Raw genomic sequence first — 24,981 nt, 5'->3', positions numbered from 1 at the left:
CCCCACCGACTCCCAGGTGGGGCCAAAACAATCCGTTCCTCACCCTGGTCCAACCGCACCCGTTCCCCCGGGGCCAAACGAGGCCGTCCTAGACAGTCGCGGTGGCCGGCCTGTTGTGGGACCGGTGGCTTCCCGCAGAAGCACGGAAGCTGATGGCCGAGTCACTGCCGCAAAGGGAGTCCGACGCACGCGCTCTCGCTGTATGGCTTGCCGACGTACACGACATCGGCAAGGCCACCCCCGCGTTCGCCTGCCAGACCGACCAGCTCGCCCTGGGTACCCACCGGTGCCGCGCGGGTGAGGAGCGCGGGAGCGTCCCTGCCAGGGCGCCGGGATAGGGTGCCCCCGTGGAACGAATCTTGGTGGTGGGTGTCACCGGTGCAGGCAAAACCACGCTCGCCCGTACCTTGAGCCGTCGTCTGGGCCTGCCCTACCACGAGATGGACGCGCTGTATTTCACCGGCCCCAACTGGGCCATCAATAACAACTTGACCGAAGACGTATCAAGGCTCACCGCCAAGCCTTGCTGGGTCATAGACTCTCCCGGCTATCCGGAAGTCCGTGACCTGCTGTGGGACCGGGCCGACACCGTGATTTGGCTGGACTACCCCAAACGCGTCATCATACCTCGCGTCCTGCGCCGGTCCTTCCGGCGCACCGTCACACGCGAGATCCTCTTCGGCGGCAACAGGGAAACCTGGACGGGCTGGCTGAGCCGGGAACACCCGGCCTGGTGGGCCTGGTCCCAACACGGGACCCGCCGCCACGAAGTCGGGCGCCGTGTCCGCGACCCCCGTTTCGCCCATCTCGACACTCTCCGCTTCGACCACCCCAACGACACCGCGGCCTGGCTGACATCCCTCTGACCGGCGAGCTGCAGCTGGGATCTGCTTCCTCAACGCGCTGAGCATTCCGCCCGAATGGCTCCGATTTCGAGCGTCATCCAGCGAGTCGGCAGTAGCAAATGAAGGTTGCGGCGATGCCAGCGAAGACCAGGAAAAGCTCCGCCTTGCGCTCGTAGCGACGATTCAGACGGCGGCAGCCGGCCAGACCACCGTTCGCTCCACGGTCCATCGATGCCGGCCCAACCGCTGGGAGAACTCGACGCCCTTGCGGGCAATGCACGGGGTGATGCTTGCGGACGGAGCCATCGAGTGCGGATCGTCCTCTACGAGCGCGGCCAGGCGGCGGGGACGCTCGACGGTAGTGGGATTTCGTCCAGCCGCAGCCACCGCTCCCGGCCGGTCTGGTCGGCCAGGAAGAACTTCACGTCCCCGGCCTCGTCGGCCTCGTACGGGGCATCCCCGACAGCGCGCAGCAGAGCACGTAGACGCGCGGGTGGGGGGCCTGCATCGCGCGGCCGCGCACACCCTCGCCACGCAGGGCGACCAAGGTGAAGGAAGCGACGTTCACGCCGGTGCGGTGGTGATCGGCGGCGTGGGCCACCACCTCCGGGTGTTCCACGATGGAAGTCACCGCGTCGGGCCCGGCAATAATGTACACACGCACCAGGTCGCCCGCTGCAGCATCACCTGTGCTCCTGGTTCCACCAGCGAGCCGTTGTCATGGGTCGACAGGGCCACCTTGCCGATCATCGGCCCGGCACCGACCTCGCGGACCTCGTCGAACTGCTCCACGGTGGCATCCACGAACCGTTCGGAGCCGGGCAACACCAGCACGCAGTGCCCGCTCCATGATGTTCCGGTCCAACTCGGGGTGAGTGAGCCGTAGCGGGTGCCGCCACCGTTCTCGTGCTCAACGGCCAGATCGACCGCCAGCAGCTCAGCCTGGACACCGAGCTGGCCGTAGGCGTTGCGCAGCGTCATACACGCGTCCACGCACACGTTCGCCGGGACCCGACCGTCCGCGAGGGCCGCCCACAGCGCGCGAATCGCTTCCACGATCCCGTCCCGGCTCTTCGGAGTTCCGCTCGCGCGACCGGACAGGACCGCGGTGGCCGCCGCATAGGCATCGATCGGATCGGACTTGCCATGGGCCCACCTGGCCTTTCGGTCCGGCCGGTCGACCTCGACGACCGTGATGCCGTTCGCGGTAAGGAACCGGGCGAGTTCGGCGCCGTAGGCTCCAGTGCCCTCCATCCCGACCGCGATGACGTCACGCTGGGCACGCAGCCAGGCCAGCAGCTGTTCGTGGCCGGCCGAGTTCGTTTCGAACGGCTGCATGTCCAGGTGACGGCCGATCGAGTCGATCACTGCGGCTTGATGGATGTCCGTGTGCGTGTCGATTCCGCCGATCACCGCTATCTCGGGCGCCGTCATGCTCGGCTCCGCCGTCCTTCCGTCTGAGGCGTGTGAACACGCGTACTGCCCGGGCCGACGGACAAGACAGTGATGAGGCTGGTGGCCAAGCTCCTATGAGGTCACGGACACCCGCGAGCACACGCGGTGGCATCCCTCGAAGGCCGACGATTCAATCCACGGACAGCCAAAACGTCAGTCAGACCCAGAGTCAGGCCCTCGAGGGATGCCGAGTACATCCTCACTGCCAGACCCGGATGGCAGGATTCGCGCTCCGGTACAGCCCCGAAGACGGCCTTGAGGTGACCCATGACGCAGACAACTGAGTGCCCTGATGCCTGTGCGGGGGAGAGGCCTTCTTTCGATCTGACCAGCCGGCCGTGGATCTCAGTGCTGCGGTGCGACGGCTTGGAGGGTGAGCTGTCGCTCAACCAGGTCTTCGCTCAAGCGCACGGGTTACGGCGCGTCGTGGGTGATCTGGCCACGCAGGAGTTCGCCTTGGTACGTTTCCTGCTGGCCGTCGCGCACGACGCCCTGGAGGGTCCCGCCGGCATCGAGGAGTGGTCGGAGCTGTGGGAGGACCCCGACTGCTTCGCCCCCGTCCAGGGGTACCTGGAGGAGCACCGCGAGCGGTTCGACCTGCTGCATCCGCACACGCCGTTCTTCCAGACTGCCGGGCTCCGCACGGCGAAGGACGAGGTGTTCTCCCTCAATCGGATCGTGGCCGACGTGCCTGCGGGACAGCCGTTCTTCAGCGCACGTATGCCGGACGTGGAGCGGTTGTCGTTCGCCGAGGCTGCCCGATGGGTCGTCCATGTCCACGCCTATGACACCTCCGGCATCAAGACGGGCATGGCCGGCTCATGCCCGCCGTCCCAACCGTCGACCTCGGCCTGTACGAAGACGCCCGCCTGGAAGACGTCCTGCTGACCGTGCCGTGGCAGGCCTCCCCCTGGTACCGCAGGCGCCACCGGACCCCGCAGACCCTGGCCGTGCTGCGCGAGACGGCCGCCGGCGAATCCGCCGAAACGGCGGACGTCCTGCGCGACCAGCCGGTCAGCTTCGACGCCGCACACCGCAGGCACGCGCTGCGCACCGTCGTCACCCTGCCCGTGCCCACTCCGATCCCGGCGTCCGGCGGCGCCGACCCGCCCGACGTGCACGACCCGTTCGCCGCCCTCGATGTCCTTGAGCAGGAGAGCACCTGATGTTCCTGTCCCGCTTCCGGGTCAACACCGCCCGGCCCGGTGCCCGGCGCCTCCTGTCCTCCCCCCAGGCCATGCACGCGGCCGTCATGTCCTCGTTCCCCGACATCCGGCCCTCCGACAGCCCGGCACCGGGCACACCACGAGTGCTGTGGCGACTGGACCAGCACGCCCGCGCCGAGATATTGCTCCACATCGTCAGCCCCGGCCGCCCCGACCTGACACACCTGGTCGAGCAGGCCGGATGGCCCGCCCTCGCCGACCCAGAGAACCCCGGCTGGCTGACCCGGTCCTACACCCCGCTCCTCGACCGACTCACCGCAGGTGACCACTGGGCGTTCCGCCTGACCGCGAACCCCGTGCACACCATCCGCCGCAAGGACGGCGAACCCCGCAAACTCACCGCCCCTCTCACGCCCATTCACCAGATGGACTGGCTGCTCGACGACAAACGCCAAGAACGCCTCGGCTTCCGCATCTGCGAGAAACCGGCCGACCGCCGACTCCTGCCGCATGGCACCACCCACCAGAAACGCCCTCACCCGGGTGACCGCTACGAACTGGCCGTACGCGACACACGGTCCCTGTCCTTCACCAAGTCCCGCGCCGCCAACAGTTGGGACAAACCGGTCACCGTCGTCACCGTCACCTTCGAAGGACGACTGGAAGTCACCGACCCCGACGCCTTGCGCCGCGCCCTCACCCAGGGCATCGGCCGGGCCCGGGCGTACGGATGTGGCCTGCTCACCCTGGCACCCGTCGCGCAACGGACACCATGAGCACGGTCTCCCGGCGTCCGGCACTCACCCCCAGGCAGCTCACCCGCATCGACGAACGCCTCTCCTTCGTCTACCTGGAACGCTGCACGGTCCACCGTGACGCCAACGCCATCACGGCCCAGGACGCGGAAGGCACCACCCACATCCCGTCAGCGACCATCGGCACCCTCCTCCTCGGCCCGGGAACACGCGTCACTCACCAGGCCATGAGTGTGCTGGGCGAGACCGGTGCGGCGTTCTGCTGGGTCGGTGAGCACGGTGTGCGCTACTACGCGTCCGGCCGCGCTCTCAGCCGCTCCTCCGCCCTCATGGAGGCCCAGGCCCGGCAATGGGCCAACCCGCGCAGCCGCCTCGCCGTGGCCCGCACGATGTATCGCCTGCGCTTCTCGGACGAGGACCCCGACGGCTTCACCGGGCACGAACTCCTGGGCCGGGAGGGAAAACGGGTCAAAGACTGCTACCGCGCCCAAGCCGCCCGCACCGGCGTCCCCTGGAAAGGCCGCCGCTACCTTCCCGGCGACTTCACCAGCGGTGACGCCGTCAACCAGGCCATCACCGCCGCCGCGCAATGCATGTACGGCATCGCCCACGCCGTCGTCACCTCCCTGGGATGCAGCCCGGCCCTCGGCTTCGTCCACTCCGGCCACGAGCTGTCCTTCGTGCTGGACATCGCCGACCTCTACAAAAGAGAGATCGGCATTCCCCTCGCCTTCGACGTGGCCGCACAAGACGAGGTGGACGTGAGCCCCCGCACCCGACGCGCACTGCGGGACCGCATCAACGAAACCTCACTACTGAACCGTTGCGTCGACGACATCAAACGCCTCCTCCTCCCGGAGACGGCCGGCTCCACCGACCCCGGCAGCGACCGCGACGTGGTCACGCTCCAAAGCGACGGCAACCGCCAGGTCGCCTCCGGCATCAACTACGACGGGCCCGACGACTACGGGGACATGCTCTGGTGACCGTCATCGTCCTCACCAACTGCCCTGCCGGCCTGCGCGGCTTCCTCACACGCTGGCTGCTGGAGATCTCCGCAGGTGTGTTCGTGGGCAACCCCTCAGCCCGCATTCGCGACCTGCTCTGGGAAGAAGTCCAGCAGTACGCAGGCCAGGGCCGCGCCCTGCTGGCCCACACCACGAACAACGAACAGGGTTTCACCTTCCGCACGTACGACCACGCCTGGCATCCGATCGACCACGAGGGCGTCACACTGATCCGCCGCCCTCACCTCAACTCGTCCGCTTCCGTCACCGAGCTGCTCCCCGCACCGGCGGGGATGGTCCCGCCCCGAGCCGGGGAGTCCCACAGTTGGCGCTCTGCCTCGCGTCCCCTGGCCGCGTGGTAGGTGGCCAGCAGGACCTTCCCGATGACTTCTTAGCCGCGTTGGTTCGGTCCGGGGCCCCTCAGCCGGCGGGGCCCCGGCGGCAGGACTTTTGGCTCGCCACCAGCCTTGGGACGGTGAGCTGACGCTGGTGGGCCCCGCGCCCACCGCCGCCGCGGCCCCACAGAGCACTGCCGCCACCGCCGACGGCTTCGCCTCCGTCAACACGCTCGGGCAGAACGGCACCACCGGCGGCGCGGGCGGTCCCGTCGTCACCGCCACCACCACGGCCCAGTTCCTGGACTACATCTCCCGCCCCGGACCGCTGACCGTGCAGGTCAGCGGCACGATCACGCTGCCGACCGGCTCCACCGACGGCATGCACCCGGTGGCCTCCGACAAGACGATCGTCGGGCTCGGCGGCAGCGCCCGCATCACCGGCGGTGGACTGCACATCGGCCTCCCGGCGAGCGACTCCGTCACCTCACCGCCCGCGAACGCCGTGCACAACATCATCATCCGCAACCTGCGGTTCGACGGCGCCAGCGACGACCTGATCAACATCCAGATGTTCTCCCACCACATCTGGATCGACCACAACGACTTCTCCAACGGCGACGACGGCGCCGTCGACATCAAGCGCGGCTCCGATTACGTCACCGTCTCCTGGAACCGCTTCCACGACCACGACAAGACGCTGCTGCTCGGCCACGACGACGACAACGCCGCCCAGGACCGGGGCCGGCTGCGCGTCACGTACCACCACAACTACTTCGACGCCTCCGACCAGCGCAATCCGCGCATCCGCTTCGGCGATCCGGTGCACGTCTACAACAACTACTACCGCGACAACAGCTACGGCGTGGCCTCCACCATGGACGCTGGGGTGGTGCTGGAGGGCAACTACTTCTTCAGCGTCAACAACCCCGCGCGGGTGGACTTCAGCGGTGACCTCGGCCGTCTCGTCGCGCGCGACAACATCCTCGTCGACTGCAACCACGCGATCGAGACCAGGGGTTCGGTGACCGAGCCGCGCACGTACTACGCGTACACCCTCCACCGGGCCGCCGAGGTGCCGACCGTCGTCCCGGCCGGCGCCGGCGCCGGAAAGATCTGAGGGGGCCGGCCATGACCTCCCGTCCCCGGCCCACCCGCCGCGCCGTGCTCGCGTCGGCGGGTGCCTCCGCCGCCCTGCTGGCGGGCGGCGCCCCCGCGCGGGCCGCCGCCCGCCCCGGCGGGTACGCCCCGTCCGCCACGCAGCGCGCCGACGGCTTCGCCTCCATCGCCGCGCACGGTCTGTCCGGCACCACCGGCGGCGCGGGCGGCCCGGTGGTCACCGTCACCGACGCCGAGACGTTCCTCGACTACTGCGACCGCGAGGGGCCGTACGTCATCCAGGTCTCCGGCGCCATGGAGATCACCAGCAAGCAGGGACTGCGCTCGAACAAGACGGTCGTCGGCATCGGCGACGACGCGGAGATCACCGGCGGCGGACTCGACATGTACCGCCGCCACAACGTGATCATCCGCAACCTGCGCTTCACGCACGCCGACGACGACTCGCTGAGCATCCAGCAGTCCTCGCACCACATCTGGATCGACCACTGCGACTTCAGCTCCGGCGCCGACGGCCTCATCGACATCGTGCGCGGCGCGGACTGCGTCACCGTCTCCTGGAACCGCTTCCACGACCACAGCAAGACCATGCTGCTCGGCCACTCGGACGCCAACGGCTCCCAGGACCGGGGCCGGCTGCGGGTCAGCATCCACCACAACCTGTTCGACGGCACGGCCCAGCGCCACCCGCGCGTGCGCTTCGGCGAGCCCGTGCACGTCTACAACAACCACTTCCGGAACAACACCCTCTACGGGGTGGCGTCCACCGAGGGCGCGGGCGTGCTGGTGGAGGGCAACCACTTCGAGAACGTGCCCCACCCGATCTACTCGGGCTACGACGAGAGCGGCCCCGGCCGGGTGGTCGAGCGCGCCAACGTCTACGTGAACTGCGGCGCCCCCGAGCGATTCGGCACCGTCACCGAGCCGCGCACCTTCTACGCGTACACCCTCGACGCCCCCGCCACCGTCCCCGCCCTGGTCGCCGCCGGTGCCGGCGTCGGCCGGATCTGAAGGAGACCCGCCCATGCCGGACACACCCCCGCTGTCCCGTCGCGGCCTGCTCGCGACCACCGCCGCCTCCGCCGCCCTGCTGGCCTCGGGCACGGCCGCCACCAGAGCGTTCGCCGCCCCCGCTGCCGCGCCCACCCCGCAGCGGCTCGCCGCCCTGGCCGCGCAGAGCGCCGACGGCTTCGCGAGCGTTCCCGCGCTCGGCCTCACGACCACCACGGGCGGCGTCGCCGGGCCCACCGTCACCGTCACCACCAGCGCCCAGCTCGCCGACTACGTCAACCGCAACTCCCCGTACGTCCTCCTGGTCTCCGGCCGCATCGAGATCGACGGCATGCTCACCGTCGTCGCCCACAAGTCGATCCTGGGCGTCGGCTCCACGGCGGAGATCACCGGCGGCGGGCTCCAGCTCGGCTCCACCACCCGCCCCGGCAACAACGTCATCATCCGCAACATCCGCTTCACCCACGCCTCGGACGACTCCGTCAGCGTCACCAACCGCGCCCACCACGTGTGGATCGACCACTGCGACTTCTCGCAGGGCTACGACGGACTCCTCGACGTCAAGCGCGAGTCTGACTACGTCACGATCTCCTGGAACCGCTTCCACAACCACAGCAAGACCTGCCTGCTCGGCCACAACGACAGCTACACCGCCGACCGGGGCAAGCTGCGCGTCACCTACCACCACAACTTCTTCGACGGCACCGACCAGCGCCACCCCCGTGTCCGCTTCGCCGAGCCCGTGCACGTCTACAACAACCACTACCGCAACAACCGGCTCTACGGAGTGGCCTCCACCGAGAACGCGGGCGTGCTGGTGGAGGGCAACTACTTCGAGAACGTGCCCCACCCCATCTACTCGGGGTACGACGACAGCGGCCCCGGCCGGGTCGTCGAGCGGAACAACGTGTACGTCAACTCCGGCGCGCCCGAGACCCTCGGCACCGTCGTCGAGCCGCGCACCTACTACGCGTACACCCTCGACGCCGCGTCGAGCGTCCCCGGCATCGTCGCCGCCGACGTCGGCACCGGCCGGATCTGAGCCCTCCCACCCGAAGGAGTCGCAAATGCACCGCAAAGGCACCCTGGTCCTCGCGGCGCTGGCCACCCTGGCCGCCACCGCGGCGGCCCCGGCCGCCCCCGAGGCCCCCGCGGCCGCCCTCGCCGAGTCGGCCCCCACCGGCTTCGCGAGCGTCAACGCCTGGGGCCAGAACGGCACCACCGGCGGCGCGGGCGGGCCCACCGTGACCGTCTCCACCGCCGATGCCCTGATCGCCGCCATCAAGACGACCGGGCCCAGGATCGTCCGCGTCAACGGCATGATCACCCTGCCCGACGGGATGTACGACGTCACCTCCGACAAGACGATCGTCGGCGTCGGCGCGAACTCCGGGATCACCGGCGGCGGCCTCAACATCGGCCTCCCCGCGAGCAGCGTCACCTCGCCGCCCGCGAACGCCGTGCACAACGTGATCGTGCGCAACCTGACGTTCCGCGACGCCAGCGACGACTCGATCAACATCCAGATGTTCTCCCACCACGTCTGGATCGACCACAACGACCTGTCCGCCGGATACGACGGACTGCTCGACATCAAGCGCGGCTCCAGCTACATCACGGTCTCCTGGAACCACACCCACCACCACACCAAGAACATGCTGCTGGGCCACTCCGACAGCAACGGCGCCCAGGACACCGGCCGACTGAAGGTGACGTACCACCACAACTGGTACGACCGCACCCCGCAGCGCAACCCGCGCACCCGCTTCGGCGACCCGGTGCACATCTACAACAACTACTTCTTCGACAACAGCGACACCGGCCCGGCCTGCAACGCGGACTCCGGCTGCTTCATCGAGGGCAACTACTTCGAGGACGTCGAGGAGCCCATGACCAACAGCTACTCGGGCCCCGACGGCGCGATCGTCGAGCGCAACAACGTCTTCGTCGGCGACACCGGCGAACCCGTGACCGGCGGAAGCGTCGAGGACCCGGCCGACTACTACGACTACACGGTCGACAACCCGCAGTCGGTCAAGGACGCCGTCATGCGCGGCGCGGGCCCTGGCACCATCGGGCTGTAACCCGGGCCCCACGCCTACGGCCCGGCCTCCCCGGCCGTCACGCCTCGTCCGGCTCCCGCCGACGCTGTTGGCGAATTCGGGGGCGCGCGTGACGTCGGCCTTCAAGACCCGGTTGTGGCCTTGAAGGCCGACTTGTCGTATGGGGTGGGAGCGGGTGTCGATGCAGCCGAGCGGGCCGGGCGAGATCCCGGCGGAGACAGTGAGGCTTTTCCATCATCGGTCCGAGCTGGTCAGATGCAGGGTGAGGACGGCCTGGACGAGGCTGGTGATCCGGGTGGTCGAGCAGCGGAGCTTGCGAAGGAGCCGCCAGGACCTGAGGGTGGCCATGGCCTGCTCGACGAGTGCGCGGAAGGCGGCGACTTTCGGCGACAGCACCTGGATCAACGCTCTGCTGCGAGCCGGGGCCTGCCCGGAGGCCAGCAACACCGAGGGCACCACGCCTTTCTACGCGGCATCAGTCACCGGAGCCGCCGACAACGTCCTGTGTCTGCTGGCAACCGGGGCCTTGCCAGACACCGAGAGCGGAAGCGGTGCGGAACACGCCCCTGTGCGCGGCCGCATCCTGGGGCCATACCGAGACGGTGCGTGCACTCCTCGCCCACGGCGCCGACCCGAATCTCCGCGAAGACCACGGCATGGGCCGTTCACCACTTGAATGGGCGATGACCGGGCCCTGTCCCGAAACGATCGCCATGCTTATCGCCGCAGGCGCCCGACCACACAACCGAGCTACTTGACCCTGTCTGGGAGTACCAAGTCCCGTGATCCACTTTCGATACACGCCTTAGTCCCGGATGGGCGAGCTTGCGCACGTCGTACGGCGTCCCCGGGCGCGAGCACGGCGCCCTTCCGGTTGGGCTGGCGCCAGGCGGAGATGAAGGAGGAGGGCAAGCGCTACGGCAAGGGCGGCGGCCTGTTCGGCGGTACCGGAGGCGTGAGCCTTTTGACGTGACAGGCGCTGATGGCCACCGGGATCGCCGCGCTAGCGACGCCGCTGCCGGTATGGGCGGCGGTTCGTCACCGCGGTGCTGGGTGTGATCGCCGCGGGGATGGCTGGCCCCGGCGAGCCGGCCAAGCAGGGCGCCGCCCACCCCCGAGAAGCCGATTGACAGCGTGAAGCCCACGCGGCCGGGATCAAGGAGGAGGCGATCACCCCGGCCCTGCCGGAAGCTGAGTCTCGCTGCCGGACGATGATGATTGGGGAGCGCTCCGCTGTGCTTCTGCGTCGGTCCTCAGGGAGGCGGTCTCGGCTTGGGCGACGGTGTCGTGGACGTGCAGGACCTGGTCGGCGCCTGTCATCGTGAGGCGTTGGCTGAGGACGGCGGGGACGTGCGCCAGAGCCAGTGCTGTGCCGCGCTCGGCAGCGTCGCGGCTGGTTCGAAGAAGAATGCTGAGGCCCACTGAGTCACAGAACGACACGTCCGTCAGGTCCAGGATGACGGGTCGGTTGCTGTCGGTGATCAGCTGGGAGATGCAATGCACCAGCCAGGTTTGAGACTGGTGATCCATTGCGCCGGTGATGCGGGCCACCACACAGCGGCCCGATCCGTTGATTTGGATGGAGGCACCGCTCGCTGATCCGGCTGACCGGCCGCTGGGCATCAGTGGGCTGGTGAGGTCTGCGAGCCCGGGGGGCGCGGCCTGCCGGCTGTACGTGGGGGCGTGCCGTGCCGGCCTTGAGGTGTCTCCGAGTGTGACGGTGGCGGTGACGTACTTGCCTTTTGCGTTGCGGTGGACGCAGAAGTGCTGGCTGAGGGCCAGGACGAGTTCGAGGCCGTGCTGCCCGGTGCGGCCTGCGTTCGCGGTGTGGATCACCGGCGGCGCCGACTGCTCGTCCCGGACCGCGACCGTCACGTGGCTGTCGGTCGCCTTGAGAGTGAGCAGGCAGGGGCCGGGGGCGTACTTACGGGCGTTGGTGACCAGCTCACTGACGATGAGTTCGACTGTGTCGGAGGCGTCGGCGGTGATGGGCAGCCCGTGATGGGCGGCCAGCCGGTGAAGGAACGTTCGAGCGAGCGTGCGTGCCTGGGCGATCAGCATGGATGAATCGAATGCTGCGCAGATGGCGTGGTGGTTGCCGGTCAGTCCCCGCACGCACCTGTTCGCGTCCGCGGGGTCCGTGTGGTCCGCCTTGTTCACGATGGTGGCTCCTTCTCGGGCGGCGTTCAGCCCTTGGGCGGACAGCGAGATCCCAGAGCCTGTGTCTTGTACCGGCATGCCGACCTGGTCGCCTCGGTCGCCTACCGTCACATGACAGTAATTACCTGACTGACAATACACGACATGAGTTTCCGGTTATGTGAAGCGCGATTCTAGAAACCCGTAAGTCAGGTAGAGTGAGGGACATGCCCGACTGGACGTTCCTCACCAACCACGCGCACGTGCTGCTGTGCGTCGTACGCGATCCCGAGGCCCGGCTGCGGGACGTCGCCGAAAGTGTCGGCATCACCGAGCGGGCAGCGCAGCGCATCATGACCGACCTGGTGGAAGCCGGATATCTCGAGCGCACCCGGCAGGGCCGGCGCAACTCCTACCACTTGCACCCCGACCTGCCACTACGTCACCCCATGGAGCGTGAGACCGTAATCGGCCAGCTCATGGCCGTCCTCGCCAGCCCGACCACCGGACACGCTCCCCGTCCCAGCTCGCAACATGAGGACATGACCACCACCGCCCAGTAGCACCCCTGCCGTCAAACAAGCGGCGCTGCACCGGCCTGCTGCCTCTTTCTGCAGGCCGGTGCGGTCCGCCTCGCCGTACGAGCGGGCCCGCCTCACCGCCGACGCGCTGAGGGTCCGGGTCCACGCGGTGCGCCGTGCGGAGCGACTGGGCTCTCGCACCCGACCGCGCACCGTCTCCGTGCCCGCCGCCTCGAGGTCGCACCCGCGGCCGTTCCACTCCGGCCCGGAGGACGGCCGCCTCCTGGAGCCGGGGACCGGCGTCGACACGGTGGAGCGGACCCGCCGGACCTTCGAAGCCGCCGCCCGGCTGGCCGCCAAGCTCCAGGACGGCAAGCGGGAGCGCGCCGTCGCTTAGGCGTGTCAGGGGCTCGGTGGGTTCTCGGCGCTCGGCCGGCCTCCGGGGCTCCGGATTTCTCGGCGCCCGGCGGGTCTCATGTACTGGGCGGCCTTCCAGCGCCCCACCGGTCACGTGGCCCCGGCGGTTACGAGTGCTCGGCAAGCCTCAGGGAGTCGGCGCGGTCAGGTACCGCTGGATCGTCGGTGCCAGCCATGCCACGATCTCCGCCCGCGCCAGCCCCACCGCCGGCGGCATCCGCAGCACGTACCGCGTGAGCGCCAGCCCCAGCAGCTGCGACGCCATGAGTGCCGCCCGTGCCGGGACCTGCTCGGGGTCGGGGCACACCTGCCGGGCGACCGGCAGCAGCTGGTCCCGCAGGATGCCCTGCATGCGTTCCGCCCCGGCCTGGTTGGTCACGCCGACCCGCAGGAGGGCGGTGAGGACCTCGTTGTTCTCCCACATGTCGAGGAAGTGCTCGACGAGGATCCGCCCCGCGTCCTGCCGGCGGTCCGCCCCGCTCACGTCCGGCAGCCGCAGGTCGATGGCAACGGCCGCCGCGAAGAGGCCCTCCTTGTTGCGGTAGTACCGCATCACCATCGACGGATCGATGTTCGCGTCCTTGGCGATGGCGCGGATGGTGGCTCGCTCGTAGCCGTCGGTCGCGAAACGCTCGCGGGCCGCCGCGAGGATCGCGCCGCGAGTGGCGTCGGAGCGGCGTGGGGCGCCGGAGCCGGGAACCGTGGGGGTGCTGTCGTTGCCGTTCATGCCAACAAATGTAGGCCAACGGGCGTAGGTCAACAAGCGTTCGCCAACAGATGTATGCCAACGACTGTTGCCATCTTCCTCGGTACCTCACTATCTTCGTCAACGATCGTTGGCCAACACTCGTTGGCAACAGGCGATGGCAAGCAAGCGTCGGCAACAGGAGGCCACCATGAACGGCACCGCCACCCACCGCACCGTGATCGTCGTCGGTTCCGGCCCCACCGGCCTCCTCCTCGCCGGTGACCTCGCCACAGCCGGCGTCACCGTGACCCTCATCGAGAAGCGGCCGCGCAAGATCAGCAACCTCTCCCGCGCCTTCGGGGTGCACGCCCGTACCCTGGAGCAGCTCGACGCCCGCGGCCTCGCCGACGAACTCCTCACCACCGGCGACACCATCACCGGCCTGCGGCTCTTCCGCCGCCTCTCCCTCGATCTGAGCAGGCTGCCCTCGCGTTTCCCGTTCCTGCTCATCACCCCGCAGTACGAGGTCGAGCGGCTCCTGGAGCGGCGGGCCCGGGAGGCCGGGGTGGAGTTCGCGTACGAGAGCGAGGTCGTGGGGCTGCGGCAGGACGACGAGGGGGTCGACCTCGACGTGCGCGGCGCGGACGGGGCGGTCGTCACCCGCCGGGCGGCCTATGTCGTCGGCGCCGACGGTCACCGGAGCACCGTGCGGGAGGCGATCGGCCTGGACTTCCCCGGTGTCTCCGTCATCAAGTCGCTGATCCTGGCCGATGTCCGGCTGGCCGAGAAGCCCGAGGGCGTCCTCACCGTCAACGGCCGCGGTGACGCCTTCGCGATGATCGCCTCCTTCGGCGACGGCTGGTACCGGGTCATGGGCTGGAACCGCCGCAACGAGGTCTCCGACGACGCCCCGCTCGACCTCGACGAGGTCAAGGAGATCACCCGCCGTGCCCTGGGCACCGACTACGGCATGCACGACGGCCGCTGGCTCTCCCGTTTCCACAGTGACGAGCGCCAGGCACCGCACTACCGGGTCGGGCGGGTCTTCCTCGCCGGGGACGCCGCGCACATCCACTCCCCGGCCGGCGGGCAGGGCATGAACACCGGCCTCCAGGACGCCGCCAACCTGAGCTGGAAGCTCGCCGCGGCCGTCCAGGGCCGGGCGCCCGAAGGGCTCCTCGACAGCTACGAGGCCGAGCGCCACCCCGTCGGCAGGGCGGTGCTGCGCAGCAGTGGCGGACTGGTCCGGCTAGCCCGCGCGCGGAATCCGCTGCTGCGTGCCGCCCGCGCCCTCGTCTCCGCGTTCGTCGACATGGCCCTGCCCGTCCAGCGCAAGGTCCTGGGTCAGATCACTGGGATCGGTTACGCCTACCCCGCCCCCCGCGGCGCCCACCGCCTCACTGGCACCCGCGTCCCCGACGTCGCCCTGAAGAACGGCCGGCTCTACGAGGCGCTGCGCGGCGGCCGGTTCGTGCTGATCACGCCCGGGACGTACGAGGGCCCCGGTGTCCGTGAGGGGTGGCTGACCGTGGAGCGCTGGGCGGGCGACCGCCGGACCACCCTCCTGGTACGGCCCGACGGATACGTGGCCTGGGCGGCGGAGGGTGCGGACGCGGCGGGGACCGAGGAGGCGGTGGCTCGGTATCTGGGCTGGGCCGTGTCTGATAATTGATCTTGTGGTGGGTCGTGGTGAGGCGCTTCGCCCGATGGGAGGCGGACGGGACCTGGGCCCGCCTGCTTGAGGGATCCGGCACGCGCGGCGGATCGTCAGGCGCTCGGCCGGTCCCGCGGCGGGCTGACCACCAAGGTCCACCTCGCCTGTGACGGCCGGGGCCTGCCCCTGGCTGTCCTCGTCACGCCGGGCAACGCCAACGACTCCACCGCCTTCGACGCGGTCCTGGACGCGGTGAGAGTGCCCCGGACCGGCGTCGGTCGGCCGCGGCGCAGGCCCGGTGCGGTCATCGCCGGCAAGGCGTATTCGCCACGGGCGATCCGCCAGACGCTGCGGCGCCGGGGCATCCGGGCGGTGATCCCGGAGAGAGCGGGCCAGAAAGCCAACCGGATGCGGCGCGGCCGGGCCGGCGCAGGGCGCTCCGGCCACATCAGCGGCTGGCGCGGCGGTTCGGGCGGTGTGTCTGCGCCGTGGCGGATGGCGCACGCTTCGAGAAGGCCCTGAACGTCACGCTCAACTCGGTGGTGTTCCGCTCCTCCGGACAGGACCTGACCACCGCCGGCACCTACATCGAGATGACCTCACGCCTCGTGGAACCCGTCCTCCTCGCCCTCGCCGTCCTCGCCGTCCGCGGACGCATCAAACGCTGACTGCACTACCCCGCCCCGGCGGAGTCCTGTGAACGGTTCAACCGAACCGTTCAGCTACGTGCCCTACTTGCCCCGAAGCGGCGCACCAGGGCGCAGCACCCGAGGCAGGGAGCCGAAAGCCCGGCCGGGCGCGACGGCCCGGCGCACCGGCAGGGAAACCCGCCCCGACATGGAGTGGCGGGCCCGGGCCCGGCCGCCGCGCCGCCAGGACTTGTCTGGGGTGCTGCGCGCCCCAGACCGCGCGCAGCGCGCGCCGCCCTGCCGCCGCCCCGCCGGGCCTACCGAGCTGCTGGCCGCGAACCCCTGGATGGCGGACTGCGCGCAGACACCGGCCGCCGCGTCTCAGAGGCCCTCACTGTTCTGAAGGACCGTTTCCCTGACCGCCCCGAAAACCGCTGTGCGGTGCGTTCCGGCCGGTGCCGGGCAACTTTCCCGGCCCCATCGTGATCGCCGCTCAGCGGCCCGTACAGCCGATCATGAACGGAGAGCCTTGTGGGTATCGTCGGAGACGGCCTGGAACGCGCCGTGCACAGGCGTTCACCCGGCCCATCCTCAAGTCGGCCGGTGCGCAGATGCGTTACCTGGTCAAGCGGTTGAAGACCACTCGTGCCGTGGCCGACGCCTTCGGCATCTCGCAGCGCACGGTGGAGCGGTACGTGCGTGACCAGATCCGCCGGCCGCGCGCCCATTTTGCCGAGCGCCTGGAGGCCGCCGTACGCGAGCGCTGGCAGCCCCGTATCCGGCGAGCGCGCCCGGCGTCAGGCCGCCACCAGCACCGGCCTGGGCATCGACACCCGCGCCCGGTTCGGTTTCGCCGCGCTCACGGCCTGGACGTGGAGTTCATCGACGTGGGGCACCTGGAGTTCGAGCTGTAGCAGCCGCGCCGCACAGTTGCGAGCCCTCTCGTTGTGCGGCTGCCAGCGTGGGCCTGCTCCGCTTCATCCGAGGGATCGCCGTCGAGTTCTGAGCTCGGCTGGGCGCCCTTTACCCCTTCGACGCTAGATCAGCCCTCCGCACCCGCTACGCCTTCCGTGCGGACGTCCAGCCTTGGCGGCGGAGGCTTTCGAAGCCGTCCAGGAGGAGGTCGAGGGCGAATTCGAACTCGAACTGGTCGTCGCAGCCGCCACCGACCGGGGAGCCCCCGTCGTGTGCGGCCGTCGCGGCCAGTTCCGCGATGTGCGGGTAGCGCGCCGCCAGCTCGGGGCTCGGCGGGCCGGAGGGGCGCGAGGTGTCGAACAGTTCCTGGCTGAAGCCGAGCAGGCGGCTGCCCATCGCGTGCATGACGTGGTGCGTAAGGTCGGCGGAGAGGCCGCCGTCCCGGAAGCTCCCGGCCATGGAGTCCAGATACGCCATCACGGCCGGGGTGGGGCCGGTCCGCGACTCGATGACCCGGGCCGCCCAGGGGTGGCGCAGCAGGACCCGCCGGGCCGAGAGGATCCGCCCGCGGACCGCGCTCTGCCAGTCGGGGCCCGCAGCCGGCGGGTCGATCTCGCCGACCACTGTGTCGACCATGCCGTCGAGCAGCTCCTCCTTGTTGGCCACGTGCTTGTAGAGGGCCATCGGTACGACGTCCAGCTCCTGCGCGAGCCTGCGCATGCTGAGCGCGTCGATGCCGATGGCGTCGGCGAGCGCGACGGCGGCACGCAGGACGCGGTCCTTGTTCAGGGGGATCCGATGCGTGTGTGTGGCTTTCTGCCGGGTCATTCCGGTTCGGCCCCTTCCCTCCTCGACAGCGCCCTCTCCTTGACGAGTGTACGACGTACACCTATGCTCACCGCCAGGTGTACGGCATACACCACCACCGAGCGAGAGGTACCGAGAAGATGAGTCCGGACCGAAGAACCGCGGTGGCCACCGGGTCGCTGTTCCTGCTGACCGAGGCCGCCGCGATAGCCGGGGCCGTTCTGTACCGCCCCCTGCTCGGAACGGTGGACGGCCGGCTCGCGCAGGGCGCCGACACGCGGGCGCTGCTCGGGGTGCTCTGCGAGGTGGTGCTGGTGATGGCGGTGGCCGGTACCGGGGCGGCGCTGTTCCCCGTCCTGCGGCGCCACGGCGAGGGGCTCGCGCTCGGGTACGCCTTCGGGCGGCTGCTGGAGGCGGCCGTCATCGCCCTCGGGATCGTCGCCGTCCTGGCGCTCGTCACCCTGCGGCGGGACACGGAGGCGGCGGCAGGCGCCGACGTCGCGCTGGTGGCCGTGCACGACTGGACGTTCCTGCTCGGACCCAACATTGCCCTCGGCCTGAACAGCGTCCTGCTCGCCTACCTTGCGTACCGCACACGGCTCGTGCCGCGCTTCATCGCCGTGCTCGGCCTGGTTGGCGGGCCGCTGATCTGCGCCTCGGCCGTCGCCGTGATGTTCGGGACCTACGCGCAGCTCTCCGCGGCGGGGGCGGCCGCCGCACTCCCGGTGTTCGCGTGGGAGCTGGGGCTGGCCGGGTGGCTGATCGTCAAGGGGTTCGGGCCCGGCTCAGGCGCCGCGTCCCGGGCAGACAGAAAGGTGGCTGATCCGGCAGGTGTCTCGGCCCGAGCTTGACGACAGAGCCGTCCGGTGGACGCGCCGGCGCTGCCCGGCGGGGACCGTCATGATCTGCGGGAAGCAACGACCGACGCGCGCTCGAACGGCATCAGCGGCCGCTGACGGTGGTCAGCGCCGGAGGCATGACGGACAAGAACGATCTGCCCGGGTTGCGCCTCGGACTCGTCCGCCGGGACGGTGCGACCAGGGAGTCGGCCAGCCTGGCCAGGTTCCAGGTCGAGAATGGGAGACCGTGCTCGGCCGGCCCGGACTTGGCGATCTTCTTGATCTCGTGCCGCTCGGGCAGGGTGGACGTCCTGGGCCGGCCGTCCTTGTACTTCGGGTAGAGGGAGTCGAAGCCGTCGGCGTTGAAGTTGTGGATCACATCCCGGACCCGGTCCGCGCTGGTGAACGTCACCTCGGCGATCTTCGCCACGGGCATGCCCTGCGCGGACAGCAGCACCGTCTGCGCCCGCCGCCAGGTGACCACGACCCGCTGTCCCGGCGGATGTCCGCAGCAGGCGCTGCCCCTCGTCGTCATCGATCCCGCAGACGCGTACTCGCTCAGCCACCGGCACAGCTTCCCTGCCGCCTGCTGCCGGCGATGGTCATTCCGTCGGCGTGCCGATCCGCAGCCGGTTGCCGTCAGGGTCGCGCAGCTCAATCTCACGCGCCCACGGAGCGTCCTTCGCCTGCACACCGAACTCGGAGGCGATCGCCTCGACATCACGAACGCGAAGGTAGACCAACGTGTCGGGACGGGCATCGCCCTTGTGCTCCGACAAGAACAACCGCACCCCGCCCCGGGCGACCTCGACGAACGCGGGAAGTCCCGGTTCGAAGCGGTGTTCCCACTGCTTGGCGAAGCCCAGCCGCTCGTACCAAGCGACCGCCGCCGCAGCGTCCTCGACGCGAAGAATGGGAATGGCTCCTTCGTCCATGGAGTCATCGTCGGAGACCGCCCAGGGCGAACGTTGCCTGATGCGGCACTAGCCAGGTTTGATGGTGGCGAGCTGCGCAAGTAGCAGGACCAGCCGATAGGCGTCGGCAAAGTCGGCGGCGGTGAAGGTGACTGTCCGGCCACCTGCACCGCGTGAGACCCTTGGCGCGAGGGTCGCCAGGTCAACCATGAACTGCCGAAGCCCTCAGCGACGCGATCACGGCCTGCCTGTCCAAGCCGGCCTACCGCCGCCGCGCGGCCGAACTCGCCCGGGGAATCGCCGCAGAGGACGGCACCCCTTCGCTGCTCGCCCACCTCGGCTCACAAAGCGCTGAGTGAAACCGCATCACCGTGCTGCTGCGCCAGGCCGCCCCCGAGGCGCTCCGCCGCATCCGGTGCTGCCGAAACGCACGGACAAATCGCACGCCACCGTGCCCTGGCTTCCTCCCGAAGCCGTGAGTAACACATGGCCCCCTCGCTGATGGATGCGGTGAGCGAGGATCTCAGGCTGGAGGAGCAGCACGACGAGTACACCCGGGCCCTGCAGCAGGTCGCCGAAATCGTGAACTGGATGCCGCTGGCCGTCTCGACCAGTTTCCGCGGTTCAGCGACGATCTCCGCAGAGCGGTTCGCGCTGACGCTGCCGACCTTGTCGGCGGTCTCCAGTCGAAGAGCCGGACGAGTGGCCATGTTCGGCGGTGTGGGCCGCGAACGTTGAGCCGCGGCATCTCAGACGCCGTAGTGCACGAACGACACCCAGGCGCTCGGGTGGTCGGGGAGGCGATCCCGTTCGCGCAGCAGGGCCCGGTGCAGGGCGTGTGCGCTGTCGAAGGCGTTGAGGTCGACGGTCCTGGACGACCAGGGAGGTTTCGGCGCCGCCGACCGGCGTGCAGTGAACGGAAGGAGGCGGTGCAGGAACCGCCTGCACTTCGACGACGTGGCGTCGCTGTGCTCGCTACTCTGTGGCTCTTCGGCGGGCGGGATCAGTGCGGCGTAGACGTCTCGTGCGATACGAGCGGTGGGTCCGTCGGGCACCGGCCACAGCGTTCCGATGACGGCCTGGTACTCGGCATACATCAGGGCGGCGGCCAGGCTGACCCACTCGTCGCGGACGAGGCTGCCCCCCCGCCGCCGTGGTGCAGGCCGCGAGCAATGCGAACTCCGTTGCACCATCCGGCAGTTCGGTGAGATCCGCGACGGTCAGATCACGGTCGTGCAGCGAGAGACGGCTCGTGAGGGGCTCATCGAAGTTCTGTACGGCGTGACAGTCGAAGTGCGCCCAGGCGTGCCGGGGCAGCTCCTCGTGGACCTTTGCCCAGGTCGCCTCGGAGCCCACCAGGCTGGTGCGTTGCCTGCGGGGCAGCAGCGTGGCGAGCCCGGCCAACGTCCGTTTGGTCGCCGGGAGCTCGCCGGCGGCGGGCGCGACGAGCAGATGACGCCGGGTGGGGCGCCGGTCGAGGTCCGACGCGCGCCGCACCGTGCGGGCCCGCGTCAGCGCACTCACCGTAGGAGTGTAGGAGGACGTCACCCGGTCGAGGACCGAGCGACCGTCGGCGGACAGAGCCGCGTGCAGGGGGAGGGTCGTCAGCGGCCCGGTGGGGATCCACCACACATGCGGCTGCGCCGTGGCCCACGCGAGTTCGGGAAGCCGTGCCACAGCGGCCAGCACGGGCGAGGCCACCGTGTGCCACAGCCAGTGCAGCACGTCCCGGACGACGTCCTCCCGCCCGTCACCGTCGCTCATCATGGCGGCCAAATACCGCTGCGCCTGCTGCTCGGCGTCGGCAGCGGTCAGATCCGGCAGAGGGACGAGGGTGGGGCGCTCGCCGCTCCGGGTGACGATCATGGCGTCGCAGCGCCACGGACTCACGTTGAGGTAGACGACAGGTCCGTCGGACGCCGCCGGCCGGATGTCGCGCTGATAGTCCGGGAGCTGGAAGCTGACGTACGGCAGCCCACGCCGCGCCGTACGGCTCAGCGACTCCCATTCCCGCACGGCGTCGGACAGTTCGGCCAGGCCCGACACCCCGGTCCGCCACGGGAATCCCCATCGGTCGAAGTCCAACCGCGGATCGCCCTTGTCCGGTGACGCGTCCGCCCCGGGCGCGAGGCGGGTGAGTGCGGCGTAGGCGCGGTCCATCCGTTCCACGAGATCCGACGGCAGCGACGGCGCCTGGCGATCGGCTGCCCCGCCCGAACGGCTCCTTCCCGCCTTCGTGTGCGTCTTTGAGCGGGAGGCCTTGTCGGTCTGCTCGTGCGGCCGGGGCCCCTGCGCGACGAGTTGCCTCAGCAGTTCCTCGCGAGGCGTGCGGTTCGCGAGATCCTGCTGCCACACCACGGCACGGCCCTGCTCCAGCACGCGCACCGCGAGGGCGACATCACCCGCCGCTACGGCACTCGACGCCGCTTCGGACGCCAACCCCCGGTAGTCCGCGAGGAATTCGCGTACGTCGTCGCGGCCGCCCCAGACGACCAGCGGGAGGAGCCTCACGGCATAGGTCAGATCCGGGCAGCCCTGCGCCAGACCCTGCTCGGCCACCGCCGTGTGGCCGCTCTCGCGCGCGGCGCCCAGCCGTTCGATCGCGGTGAGCCCCGGTGTACGGCTCTTCTCCCGGCGCAGCGACTCCAGGGAGGGAAGCCGGGCGCGCCGGTCGTCAGTCAGCGGGGCGTCGGCCAGCGACAGCCGCAGCTCCAGGGCGTCGAACAGGTTGCGCAGCACTCGGGCGCGGCCCATCGTCTGCGGGGCGGAGGCGTCGAAGGCGGCGACCAGGTGGTCGAGGGCCTCGTCGTGATCACCGACGTCTCCGGTGAGCCGATGGCGGTCGAGCAGGGCGACACCGAGACCGTTGGCGTACTTGCCCCGGTGCGGGTCGTCACCGGCCGCCGCGACGACGGCGCGCCGGAAGTGGGTGATCGCCATGTCGAGCCGGCCCCGGTCCCGGCCGGCCAGCGCGGCGACCTGCGCCGCGAGGCCCAGTTTGAATGCCTCCGCGATCTGGGAGTACCCGACGACGATCTTGTGGGCGCCCACCTTGCGCGACTGCTGGGGCCGTTCGTTTCCCCACCCCGAACCACGCCACGAACTGCTGTAGGCCATGGCAGCAACACCGCCTCTCCCGAGGATGATCTCGACCAGGCGGACCGTGCCGCCGACGTCCCCCGGTCCGGTCCGGTCAGTGCCCCCTGTCGCGTCCGAAGGATCCGAAGGAGACGAGCACTCCCCAGGCCGCGCCCACCGCGGCCCCGGCCCAGGTCGTCCCCGCCCCGGCACCCCGGCCCCAGAACGCCGCCACACCGATCCATGCCAGGGCCGCGCCGACCGTTCCCGCCCCCAGCCGAACGAGGACCAGTGACCAGCGCCGCTCCGGCGCTACGACCCGCAGCACGACGAGCGACGCGAGGAGGGCGAGTGTGCCCAGAGCCGTGACGACGGCCGGCTTCACCGGGCCGGGCAGCGGCACGGTGTACTGCAGTGCCTGGATGGCGCCGAGACTCATCACGATGGCTCCGATCGCGCCGGTCAGGCCGAGGTTGACCGTCTCCTGGCGACGCTGTCGGCTCCGCTGCACCAACTGGTCGGCAAGCGAGCCGACTTGTTCGCATCGGCGCACCGCGGCCTCCATATACGTGGCTTCGTCGTCGAGGCGCTGGACCAGCCAGTCCGCCAGCGCCCGATCGTCGGCGAACGGCCCGCCGAGTGACTCGTCACCGGCGAAGAGGGCGAGGTTGGCAGCGGCGATGTCGACGGTCCGGGCCATTTCGCGGCTGAGTGTCGAACGGTCGACGAGGCCACGCTCACGGGCCTGCAGAGCCACCAGGGCATGGCTGGCTCTGATGATTTCCGTTTGCCGGCTCGGCCCTGCCGGTACAGCGGTCCGTTCCAACAAGGCCTTGATCGCGGCGTCCGTGGCGGCACGGAGCGTGGCGATGTCCTCGGCGGCTCGCCACACGCGCAGTTCGTAACGGAGCTTGGCGGCGTTCAGCAGATATTTCGCCAGCGGCGGCAGATTCAGGTTCCGGTCGGTCCATGCCCAGGCCGTCAGCTCGGGGTCCTGCTCGTGCCCGGCCACGACGACCAAGCGACGTACGATCCGCGTATCGGCGGTTGGCGAGAGTTCCCAGACGGCGAATTCCTGGGGGGTCACCACTCCGTCCGGTACCCGATCCGGTGCGCCAGGCGCGCGTGACCGTACCGTCGCCGTCAATGCGCCGGTCGGCTCGGCAGCGGGCTGGGCGCCAGGGTCGACCAGCCTGGCCAGATACAGCCGGGCTTCCCCCAACGTTCCGGAGTTGGGCGCCGCTGCCCCCGGTCCAGCGGCTCGGACGACACCGGACCACTGCGCGTCCAGCTCCGCCCACCCCAAGTTCTCGGCGGCATCTGGGGCGAGCATGACCGAGAGGCAGAGGACGTCGTGGTCCCGTCGCAGCACGGCCTGCCGCACACCGGAACCGGTATTGCTCCTGACCGCAAGCAGCCCTTTCGTGTGCGCGGCCCAGCCGCCTCGCGGCTCCATACCCACACCCACCCCTGGCACCGGCTCCGTCATGCCGAGTCTCGCGCCGCACTGGACCCACAGGGCCCGGACGAAGGAGAGCGCGGCCGCGCGGTGCTCGCCGCCCGTGACGACGAACACGTGCACCCCAAGGGCCTCGCCCTCAATCACGCGGACCCGGCCCGCTCGCGTTCGCGGCCTCAGACGACGGCCACTCGTCCCGGGTCGCGTGCAAACAGTGGATCAGTTCATTGACCCGCTCCCGGTACACCTCGGGGAACGGCAGGGAAGACGCCTCCTCCACTCCCGAGATGCGATGGGGCCCCGCCATTTCGACATCTGCGACGGCCCGCCGGAATCCCGTGACGTCCGAGGCCCGCAGAGTCCGCTCCATGTCCGCGAGCCCTCGGCCGACCCGCTCCCAGCCCGACGATCTGAGCGACCAGTGCGCAATGTCCTCGAGAACCTCCAACGCCATCTGCCGCAGCTCCTCGTCCATACGCGAAGAGCCTAGCGAAACGCCGGTCAAAACGCCTTCAAAGTAAGGGAGTTGATCCCTTCGGTAAAGGGGTGTGGTACATCGTCGGTCACTCCGGGCCCCGACGGCACAGATGGCGTCAAGAAGATCCTCGAAGGCGTCGCCTCGATCGGTGTGGCAGAGCTACGCAACCGCGGATACGGCACTGGGCATGGCCAGGCCGGCGCACCCAGCAACCTCATAGCGGGCACCAGGTCAGTGCTGCGTTGGCGGCGAGGTGCGCGTGCCGTACAACTGGACACGCTTGCCGACCCCGCCGCTCTCTTGCGAAAGCAGCAGCACTCAACGGCCTCGGCCGCAGCAGGATCGCCGCAGAAGGGGCCGAAGCCGACCCGCAACACACCGACACGGAACGTTTTGTCATGACATCCCGCGCCCGCCGCTGCACCGAGGCCCTGCGCGACATCGCCGAGGACTGCACCGTCAGCTCCGAGTACCTGCTCCACAGCGCCTACAGCGTCGCCGCGCCCAACACGGAACTCCTCGAGCGCTTCGTCGCCCTCCGGGATCTGGTGGACGAGGCGATCAGGGTCGTTGTCCGCCAGCGCGCCCAGGGCGAGCCGCTCGCCGACCTGGCCCCGATCGCCAAGCGCACCGAGGACCGGCTGCGCAAGAAGTACGACCCGCTCTCCGTCGACCACGCCCTGGCCA

24 protein-coding genes and 10 pseudogenes are annotated in these 24,981 nt (G+C 69.8%); 21 read left to right on the top strand and 13 right to left on the bottom strand.

Annotation, left to right across the window (positions count from 1 at the left end):
* Positions 1–101: 101 nt before the first annotated feature.
* Together AB0M97_RS27310 and AB0M97_RS27305 are read left to right on the top strand one after the other, a co-directional pair.
* A pseudogene (locus tag AB0M97_RS27310) lies at positions 102–272 on the top strand (HD domain-containing protein); the annotation flags it as partial.
* Between the two features lie 75 nt (positions 273–347).
* Complete coding sequence (locus AB0M97_RS27305; protein WP_365963624.1) at positions 348–866, top strand: adenylate kinase; 519 nt, start codon at positions 348–350, stop codon at positions 864–866.
* Positions 867–939: 73 nt separating this feature from the next.
* On the opposite strand, the pseudogene AB0M97_RS27300 reads toward AB0M97_RS27305, so the two are convergent.
* Both AB0M97_RS27300 and AB0M97_RS27295 read right to left on the bottom strand, forming a co-directional pair.
* Positions 940–1,136, bottom strand: a pseudogene (locus AB0M97_RS27300) (IS5/IS1182 family transposase); the annotation flags it as partial.
* A 336-nt stretch (positions 1,137–1,472) separates the two neighbouring features.
* Positions 1,473–2,279: a transposase gene (locus AB0M97_RS27295; RefSeq protein ID WP_365963623.1), complete on the bottom strand. Its 807-nt coding sequence runs from the start codon at positions 2,277–2,279 to the stop codon at positions 1,473–1,475.
* 288 nt (positions 2,280–2,567) lie between these two features.
* Here AB0M97_RS27295 and casA point away from each other — a divergent pair.
* The 9 genes and pseudogenes from casA to AB0M97_RS27250 form a co-directional block, all read left to right on the top strand.
* Positions 2,568–3,113 (top strand): annotated as a pseudogene (gene casA / locus AB0M97_RS27290) (type I-E CRISPR-associated protein Cse1/CasA); the annotation flags it as partial.
* An 8-nt stretch (positions 3,114–3,121) separates the two neighbouring features.
* Positions 3,122–3,466 (top strand): hypothetical protein, encoded by a 345-nt coding sequence (locus tag AB0M97_RS27285; protein WP_365963622.1) that lies wholly within the window; start codon positions 3,122–3,124, stop codon positions 3,464–3,466.
* Positions 3,466–4,242, top strand: coding sequence for a type I-E CRISPR-associated protein Cas6/Cse3/CasE (gene cas6e / locus AB0M97_RS27280; protein WP_365963621.1), 777 nt, complete (start codon positions 3,466–3,468; stop codon positions 4,240–4,242). The genes AB0M97_RS27285 and cas6e overlap by 1 nt, the downstream gene beginning before the upstream one ends.
* Positions 4,239–5,207, top strand: a complete 969-nt coding sequence (cas1e, locus tag AB0M97_RS27275; protein ID WP_365963620.1) for a type I-E CRISPR-associated endonuclease Cas1e — start codon at positions 4,239–4,241, stop codon at positions 5,205–5,207. Before cas6e ends, cas1e begins: the two co-directional genes overlap by 4 nt.
* Complete coding sequence (cas2e, locus tag AB0M97_RS27270) at positions 5,204–5,590, top strand: type I-E CRISPR-associated endoribonuclease Cas2e (RefSeq protein ID WP_365963619.1); 387 nt, start codon at positions 5,204–5,206, stop codon at positions 5,588–5,590. Before cas1e ends, cas2e begins: the two co-directional genes overlap by 4 nt.
* An 88-nt stretch (positions 5,591–5,678) precedes the next feature.
* The gene (locus tag AB0M97_RS27265; RefSeq protein ID WP_365963618.1) at positions 5,679–6,683 is read left to right on the top strand and encodes a pectate lyase; all 1,005 of its coding nucleotides are present in this window, start codon (positions 5,679–5,681) and stop codon (positions 6,681–6,683) included.
* A gap of 11 nt (positions 6,684–6,694) precedes the next feature.
* Positions 6,695–7,693: a right-handed parallel beta-helix repeat-containing protein gene (locus AB0M97_RS27260; protein ID WP_365963617.1), complete on the top strand. Its 999-nt coding sequence runs from the start codon at positions 6,695–6,697 to the stop codon at positions 7,691–7,693.
* 13 nt (positions 7,694–7,706) lie between these two features.
* A complete protein-coding gene (locus AB0M97_RS27255; RefSeq protein ID WP_365963616.1) occupies positions 7,707–8,735 on the top strand; it encodes a pectate lyase in 1,029 nt (342 codons plus the stop codon).
* Positions 8,736–8,760: 25 nt separating this feature from the next.
* Positions 8,761–9,777 (top strand): pectate lyase, encoded by a 1,017-nt coding sequence (locus AB0M97_RS27250; RefSeq protein ID WP_365963615.1) that lies wholly within the window; start codon positions 8,761–8,763, stop codon positions 9,775–9,777.
* 213 nt (positions 9,778–9,990) lie between these two features.
* Here the strand turns inward: AB0M97_RS27250 and AB0M97_RS27245 are convergent.
* A pseudogene (locus AB0M97_RS27245) lies at positions 9,991–10,125 on the bottom strand (IS5/IS1182 family transposase); the annotation flags it as partial.
* On the opposite strand from AB0M97_RS27245, the pseudogene AB0M97_RS27240 reads away from it, so the two are divergent.
* A pseudogene (locus AB0M97_RS27240) lies at positions 10,103–10,514 on the top strand (ankyrin repeat domain-containing protein). The pseudogenes AB0M97_RS27245 and AB0M97_RS27240 sit on opposite strands and share 23 nt — an antisense overlap.
* 412 nt (positions 10,515–10,926) lie before the next feature.
* On the opposite strand, the gene AB0M97_RS27235 reads toward AB0M97_RS27240, so the two are convergent.
* Positions 10,927–11,916: an anti-sigma factor antagonist gene (locus AB0M97_RS27235; RefSeq protein ID WP_365963614.1), complete on the bottom strand. Its 990-nt coding sequence runs from the start codon at positions 11,914–11,916 to the stop codon at positions 10,927–10,929.
* Between the two features lie 206 nt (positions 11,917–12,122).
* Between AB0M97_RS27235 and AB0M97_RS27230 the strand changes: the two genes are divergently transcribed.
* Together AB0M97_RS27230 and AB0M97_RS27225 are read left to right on the top strand one after the other, a co-directional pair.
* Positions 12,123–12,458, top strand: a complete 336-nt coding sequence (locus AB0M97_RS27230) for a winged helix-turn-helix domain-containing protein (RefSeq protein WP_365963613.1) — start codon at positions 12,123–12,125, stop codon at positions 12,456–12,458.
* Between the two features lie 58 nt (positions 12,459–12,516).
* On the top strand, positions 12,517–12,813 hold the full coding sequence (locus AB0M97_RS27225) for a hypothetical protein (RefSeq protein ID WP_365963612.1): 297 nt from the start codon (positions 12,517–12,519) through the stop codon (positions 12,811–12,813).
* 147 nt (positions 12,814–12,960) lie between these two features.
* On the opposite strand, the gene AB0M97_RS27220 is transcribed toward AB0M97_RS27225, so the two are convergent.
* A complete protein-coding gene (locus AB0M97_RS27220; RefSeq protein ID WP_365963611.1) occupies positions 12,961–13,560 on the bottom strand; it encodes a TetR family transcriptional regulator in 600 nt (199 codons plus the stop codon).
* 169 nt (positions 13,561–13,729) lie between these two features.
* Between AB0M97_RS27220 and AB0M97_RS27215 the strand changes: the two genes are divergently transcribed.
* From AB0M97_RS27215 to AB0M97_RS27200, 4 genes and pseudogenes are all read left to right on the top strand, one after another.
* Positions 13,730–15,193, top strand: a complete 1,464-nt coding sequence (locus tag AB0M97_RS27215) for an FAD-dependent monooxygenase (protein ID WP_365963610.1) — start codon at positions 13,730–13,732, stop codon at positions 15,191–15,193.
* Positions 15,194–15,265: 72 nt separating this feature from the next.
* Positions 15,266–15,604 (top strand): annotated as a pseudogene (locus AB0M97_RS27210) (transposase); the annotation flags it as partial.
* Positions 15,605–15,678: 74 nt separating this feature from the next.
* Positions 15,679–15,843: pseudogene (locus AB0M97_RS27205) on the top strand (pentapeptide repeat-containing protein); the annotation flags it as partial.
* Positions 15,844–16,335: 492 nt separating this feature from the next.
* Positions 16,336–16,662: pseudogene (locus tag AB0M97_RS27200) on the top strand (XRE family transcriptional regulator); the annotation flags it as partial.
* A gap of 201 nt (positions 16,663–16,863) precedes the next feature.
* On the opposite strand, the gene AB0M97_RS27195 reads toward AB0M97_RS27200, so the two are convergent.
* Positions 16,864–17,547, bottom strand: a complete 684-nt coding sequence (locus AB0M97_RS27195) for a TetR/AcrR family transcriptional regulator C-terminal domain-containing protein (RefSeq protein WP_365963609.1) — start codon at positions 17,545–17,547, stop codon at positions 16,864–16,866.
* A 119-nt stretch (positions 17,548–17,666) separates the two neighbouring features.
* On the opposite strand from AB0M97_RS27195, the gene AB0M97_RS27190 reads away from it, so the two are divergent.
* Entirely contained in the window at positions 17,667–18,377 is a 711-nt protein-coding gene (locus AB0M97_RS27190; protein ID WP_365963608.1) for a DUF4386 domain-containing protein, read from the top strand.
* Between the two features lie 181 nt (positions 18,378–18,558).
* On the opposite strand, the pseudogene AB0M97_RS27185 reads toward AB0M97_RS27190, so the two are convergent.
* The 3 genes and pseudogenes from AB0M97_RS27185 to AB0M97_RS27175 all read right to left on the bottom strand — a co-directional run.
* Positions 18,559–18,931: pseudogene (locus AB0M97_RS27185) on the bottom strand (helix-turn-helix domain-containing protein); the annotation flags it as partial.
* 36 nt (positions 18,932–18,967) lie between these two features.
* On the bottom strand, positions 18,968–19,300 hold the full coding sequence (locus tag AB0M97_RS27180; RefSeq protein WP_365963607.1) for a glyoxalase superfamily protein: 333 nt from the start codon (positions 19,298–19,300) through the stop codon (positions 18,968–18,970).
* A gap of 48 nt (positions 19,301–19,348) precedes the next feature.
* Positions 19,349–19,486 (bottom strand): annotated as a pseudogene (locus tag AB0M97_RS27175) (aminopeptidase); the annotation flags it as partial.
* Between the two features lie 279 nt (positions 19,487–19,765).
* On the opposite strand from AB0M97_RS27175, the gene AB0M97_RS27170 reads away from it, so the two are divergent.
* Complete coding sequence (locus tag AB0M97_RS27170) at positions 19,766–20,017, top strand: hypothetical protein (RefSeq protein WP_365963606.1); 252 nt, start codon at positions 19,766–19,768, stop codon at positions 20,015–20,017.
* Between the two features lie 11 nt (positions 20,018–20,028).
* Here the strand turns inward: AB0M97_RS27170 and AB0M97_RS27165 are convergent, their stop codons facing one another.
* The 4 genes from AB0M97_RS27165 to AB0M97_RS27150 form a co-directional block, all read right to left on the bottom strand.
* Positions 20,029–20,352, bottom strand: a complete 324-nt coding sequence (locus AB0M97_RS27165; protein WP_365963628.1) for a hypothetical protein — start codon at positions 20,350–20,352, stop codon at positions 20,029–20,031.
* Complete coding sequence (locus AB0M97_RS27160) at positions 20,255–22,396, bottom strand: CHAT domain-containing protein (protein ID WP_365963605.1); 2,142 nt, start codon at positions 22,394–22,396, stop codon at positions 20,255–20,257. Before AB0M97_RS27160 ends, AB0M97_RS27165 begins: the two co-directional genes overlap by 98 nt.
* Positions 22,397–22,472: 76 nt before the next feature.
* Complete coding sequence (locus tag AB0M97_RS27155; RefSeq protein ID WP_365963604.1) at positions 22,473–23,963, bottom strand: CATRA conflict system CASPASE/TPR repeat-associated protein; 1,491 nt, start codon at positions 23,961–23,963, stop codon at positions 22,473–22,475.
* Positions 23,956–24,291: a CATRA system-associated protein gene (locus AB0M97_RS27150; protein WP_365963603.1), complete on the bottom strand. Its 336-nt coding sequence runs from the start codon at positions 24,289–24,291 to the stop codon at positions 23,956–23,958. Before AB0M97_RS27150 ends, AB0M97_RS27155 begins: the two co-directional genes overlap by 8 nt.
* Positions 24,292–24,342: 51 nt before the next feature.
* Between AB0M97_RS27150 and AB0M97_RS27145 the strand changes: the two genes are divergently transcribed.
* Positions 24,343–24,696, top strand: coding sequence for an abortive infection family protein (locus AB0M97_RS27145; RefSeq protein WP_365963602.1), 354 nt, complete (start codon positions 24,343–24,345; stop codon positions 24,694–24,696).
* The last annotated feature ends 285 nt before the right edge of the window (positions 24,697–24,981 follow it).

This window comes from Streptomyces sp. NPDC051207, assembly GCF_040682395.1.
GTDB lineage: Bacteria > Actinomycetota > Actinomycetes > Streptomycetales > Streptomycetaceae > Streptomyces.
The sequence above is the reverse complement of the archived record's forward strand: the minus strand, read 5'-3'. Positions and strand labels throughout refer to the sequence as shown.

Excerpts from the sequence above, each read along its gene's own strand:
- AB0M97_RS27295 (WP_365963623.1), bottom strand. The coding sequence starts at position 2,279 with ATGACGGCGCCCGAGATAGCGGTGATCGGCGGAATCGACACGCACACG.
- AB0M97_RS27285 (WP_365963622.1), top strand. The coding sequence starts at position 3,122 with ATGCCCGCCGTCCCAACCGTCGACCTCGGCCTGTACGAAGACGCCCGC.
- cas6e (WP_365963621.1), top strand. The coding sequence starts at position 3,466 with ATGTTCCTGTCCCGCTTCCGGGTCAACACCGCCCGGCCCGGTGCCCGG.
- cas1e (WP_365963620.1), top strand. The coding sequence starts at position 4,239 with ATGAGCACGGTCTCCCGGCGTCCGGCACTCACCCCCAGGCAGCTCACC.
- AB0M97_RS27260 (WP_365963617.1), top strand. The coding sequence starts at position 6,695 with ATGACCTCCCGTCCCCGGCCCACCCGCCGCGCCGTGCTCGCGTCGGCG.
- AB0M97_RS27255 (WP_365963616.1), top strand. The coding sequence starts at position 7,707 with ATGCCGGACACACCCCCGCTGTCCCGTCGCGGCCTGCTCGCGACCACC.
- AB0M97_RS27250 (WP_365963615.1), top strand. The coding sequence starts at position 8,761 with ATGCACCGCAAAGGCACCCTGGTCCTCGCGGCGCTGGCCACCCTGGCC.
- AB0M97_RS27230 (WP_365963613.1), top strand. The coding sequence starts at position 12,123 with ATGCCCGACTGGACGTTCCTCACCAACCACGCGCACGTGCTGCTGTGC.
- AB0M97_RS27220 (WP_365963611.1), bottom strand. The coding sequence starts at position 13,560 with ATGAACGGCAACGACAGCACCCCCACGGTTCCCGGCTCCGGCGCCCCA.
- AB0M97_RS27215 (WP_365963610.1), top strand. The coding sequence starts at position 13,730 with ATGAACGGCACCGCCACCCACCGCACCGTGATCGTCGTCGGTTCCGGC.
- AB0M97_RS27195 (WP_365963609.1), bottom strand. The coding sequence starts at position 17,547 with ATGACCCGGCAGAAAGCCACACACACGCATCGGATCCCCCTGAACAAG.
- AB0M97_RS27190 (WP_365963608.1), top strand. The coding sequence starts at position 17,667 with ATGAGTCCGGACCGAAGAACCGCGGTGGCCACCGGGTCGCTGTTCCTG.
- AB0M97_RS27180 (WP_365963607.1), bottom strand. The coding sequence starts at position 19,300 with ATGGACGAAGGAGCCATTCCCATTCTTCGCGTCGAGGACGCTGCGGCG.
- AB0M97_RS27170 (WP_365963606.1), top strand. The coding sequence starts at position 19,766 with ATGGCCCCCTCGCTGATGGATGCGGTGAGCGAGGATCTCAGGCTGGAG.
- AB0M97_RS27160 (WP_365963605.1), bottom strand. The coding sequence starts at position 22,396 with ATGGCCTACAGCAGTTCGTGGCGTGGTTCGGGGTGGGGAAACGAACGG.
- AB0M97_RS27150 (WP_365963603.1), bottom strand. The coding sequence starts at position 24,291 with ATGGACGAGGAGCTGCGGCAGATGGCGTTGGAGGTTCTCGAGGACATT.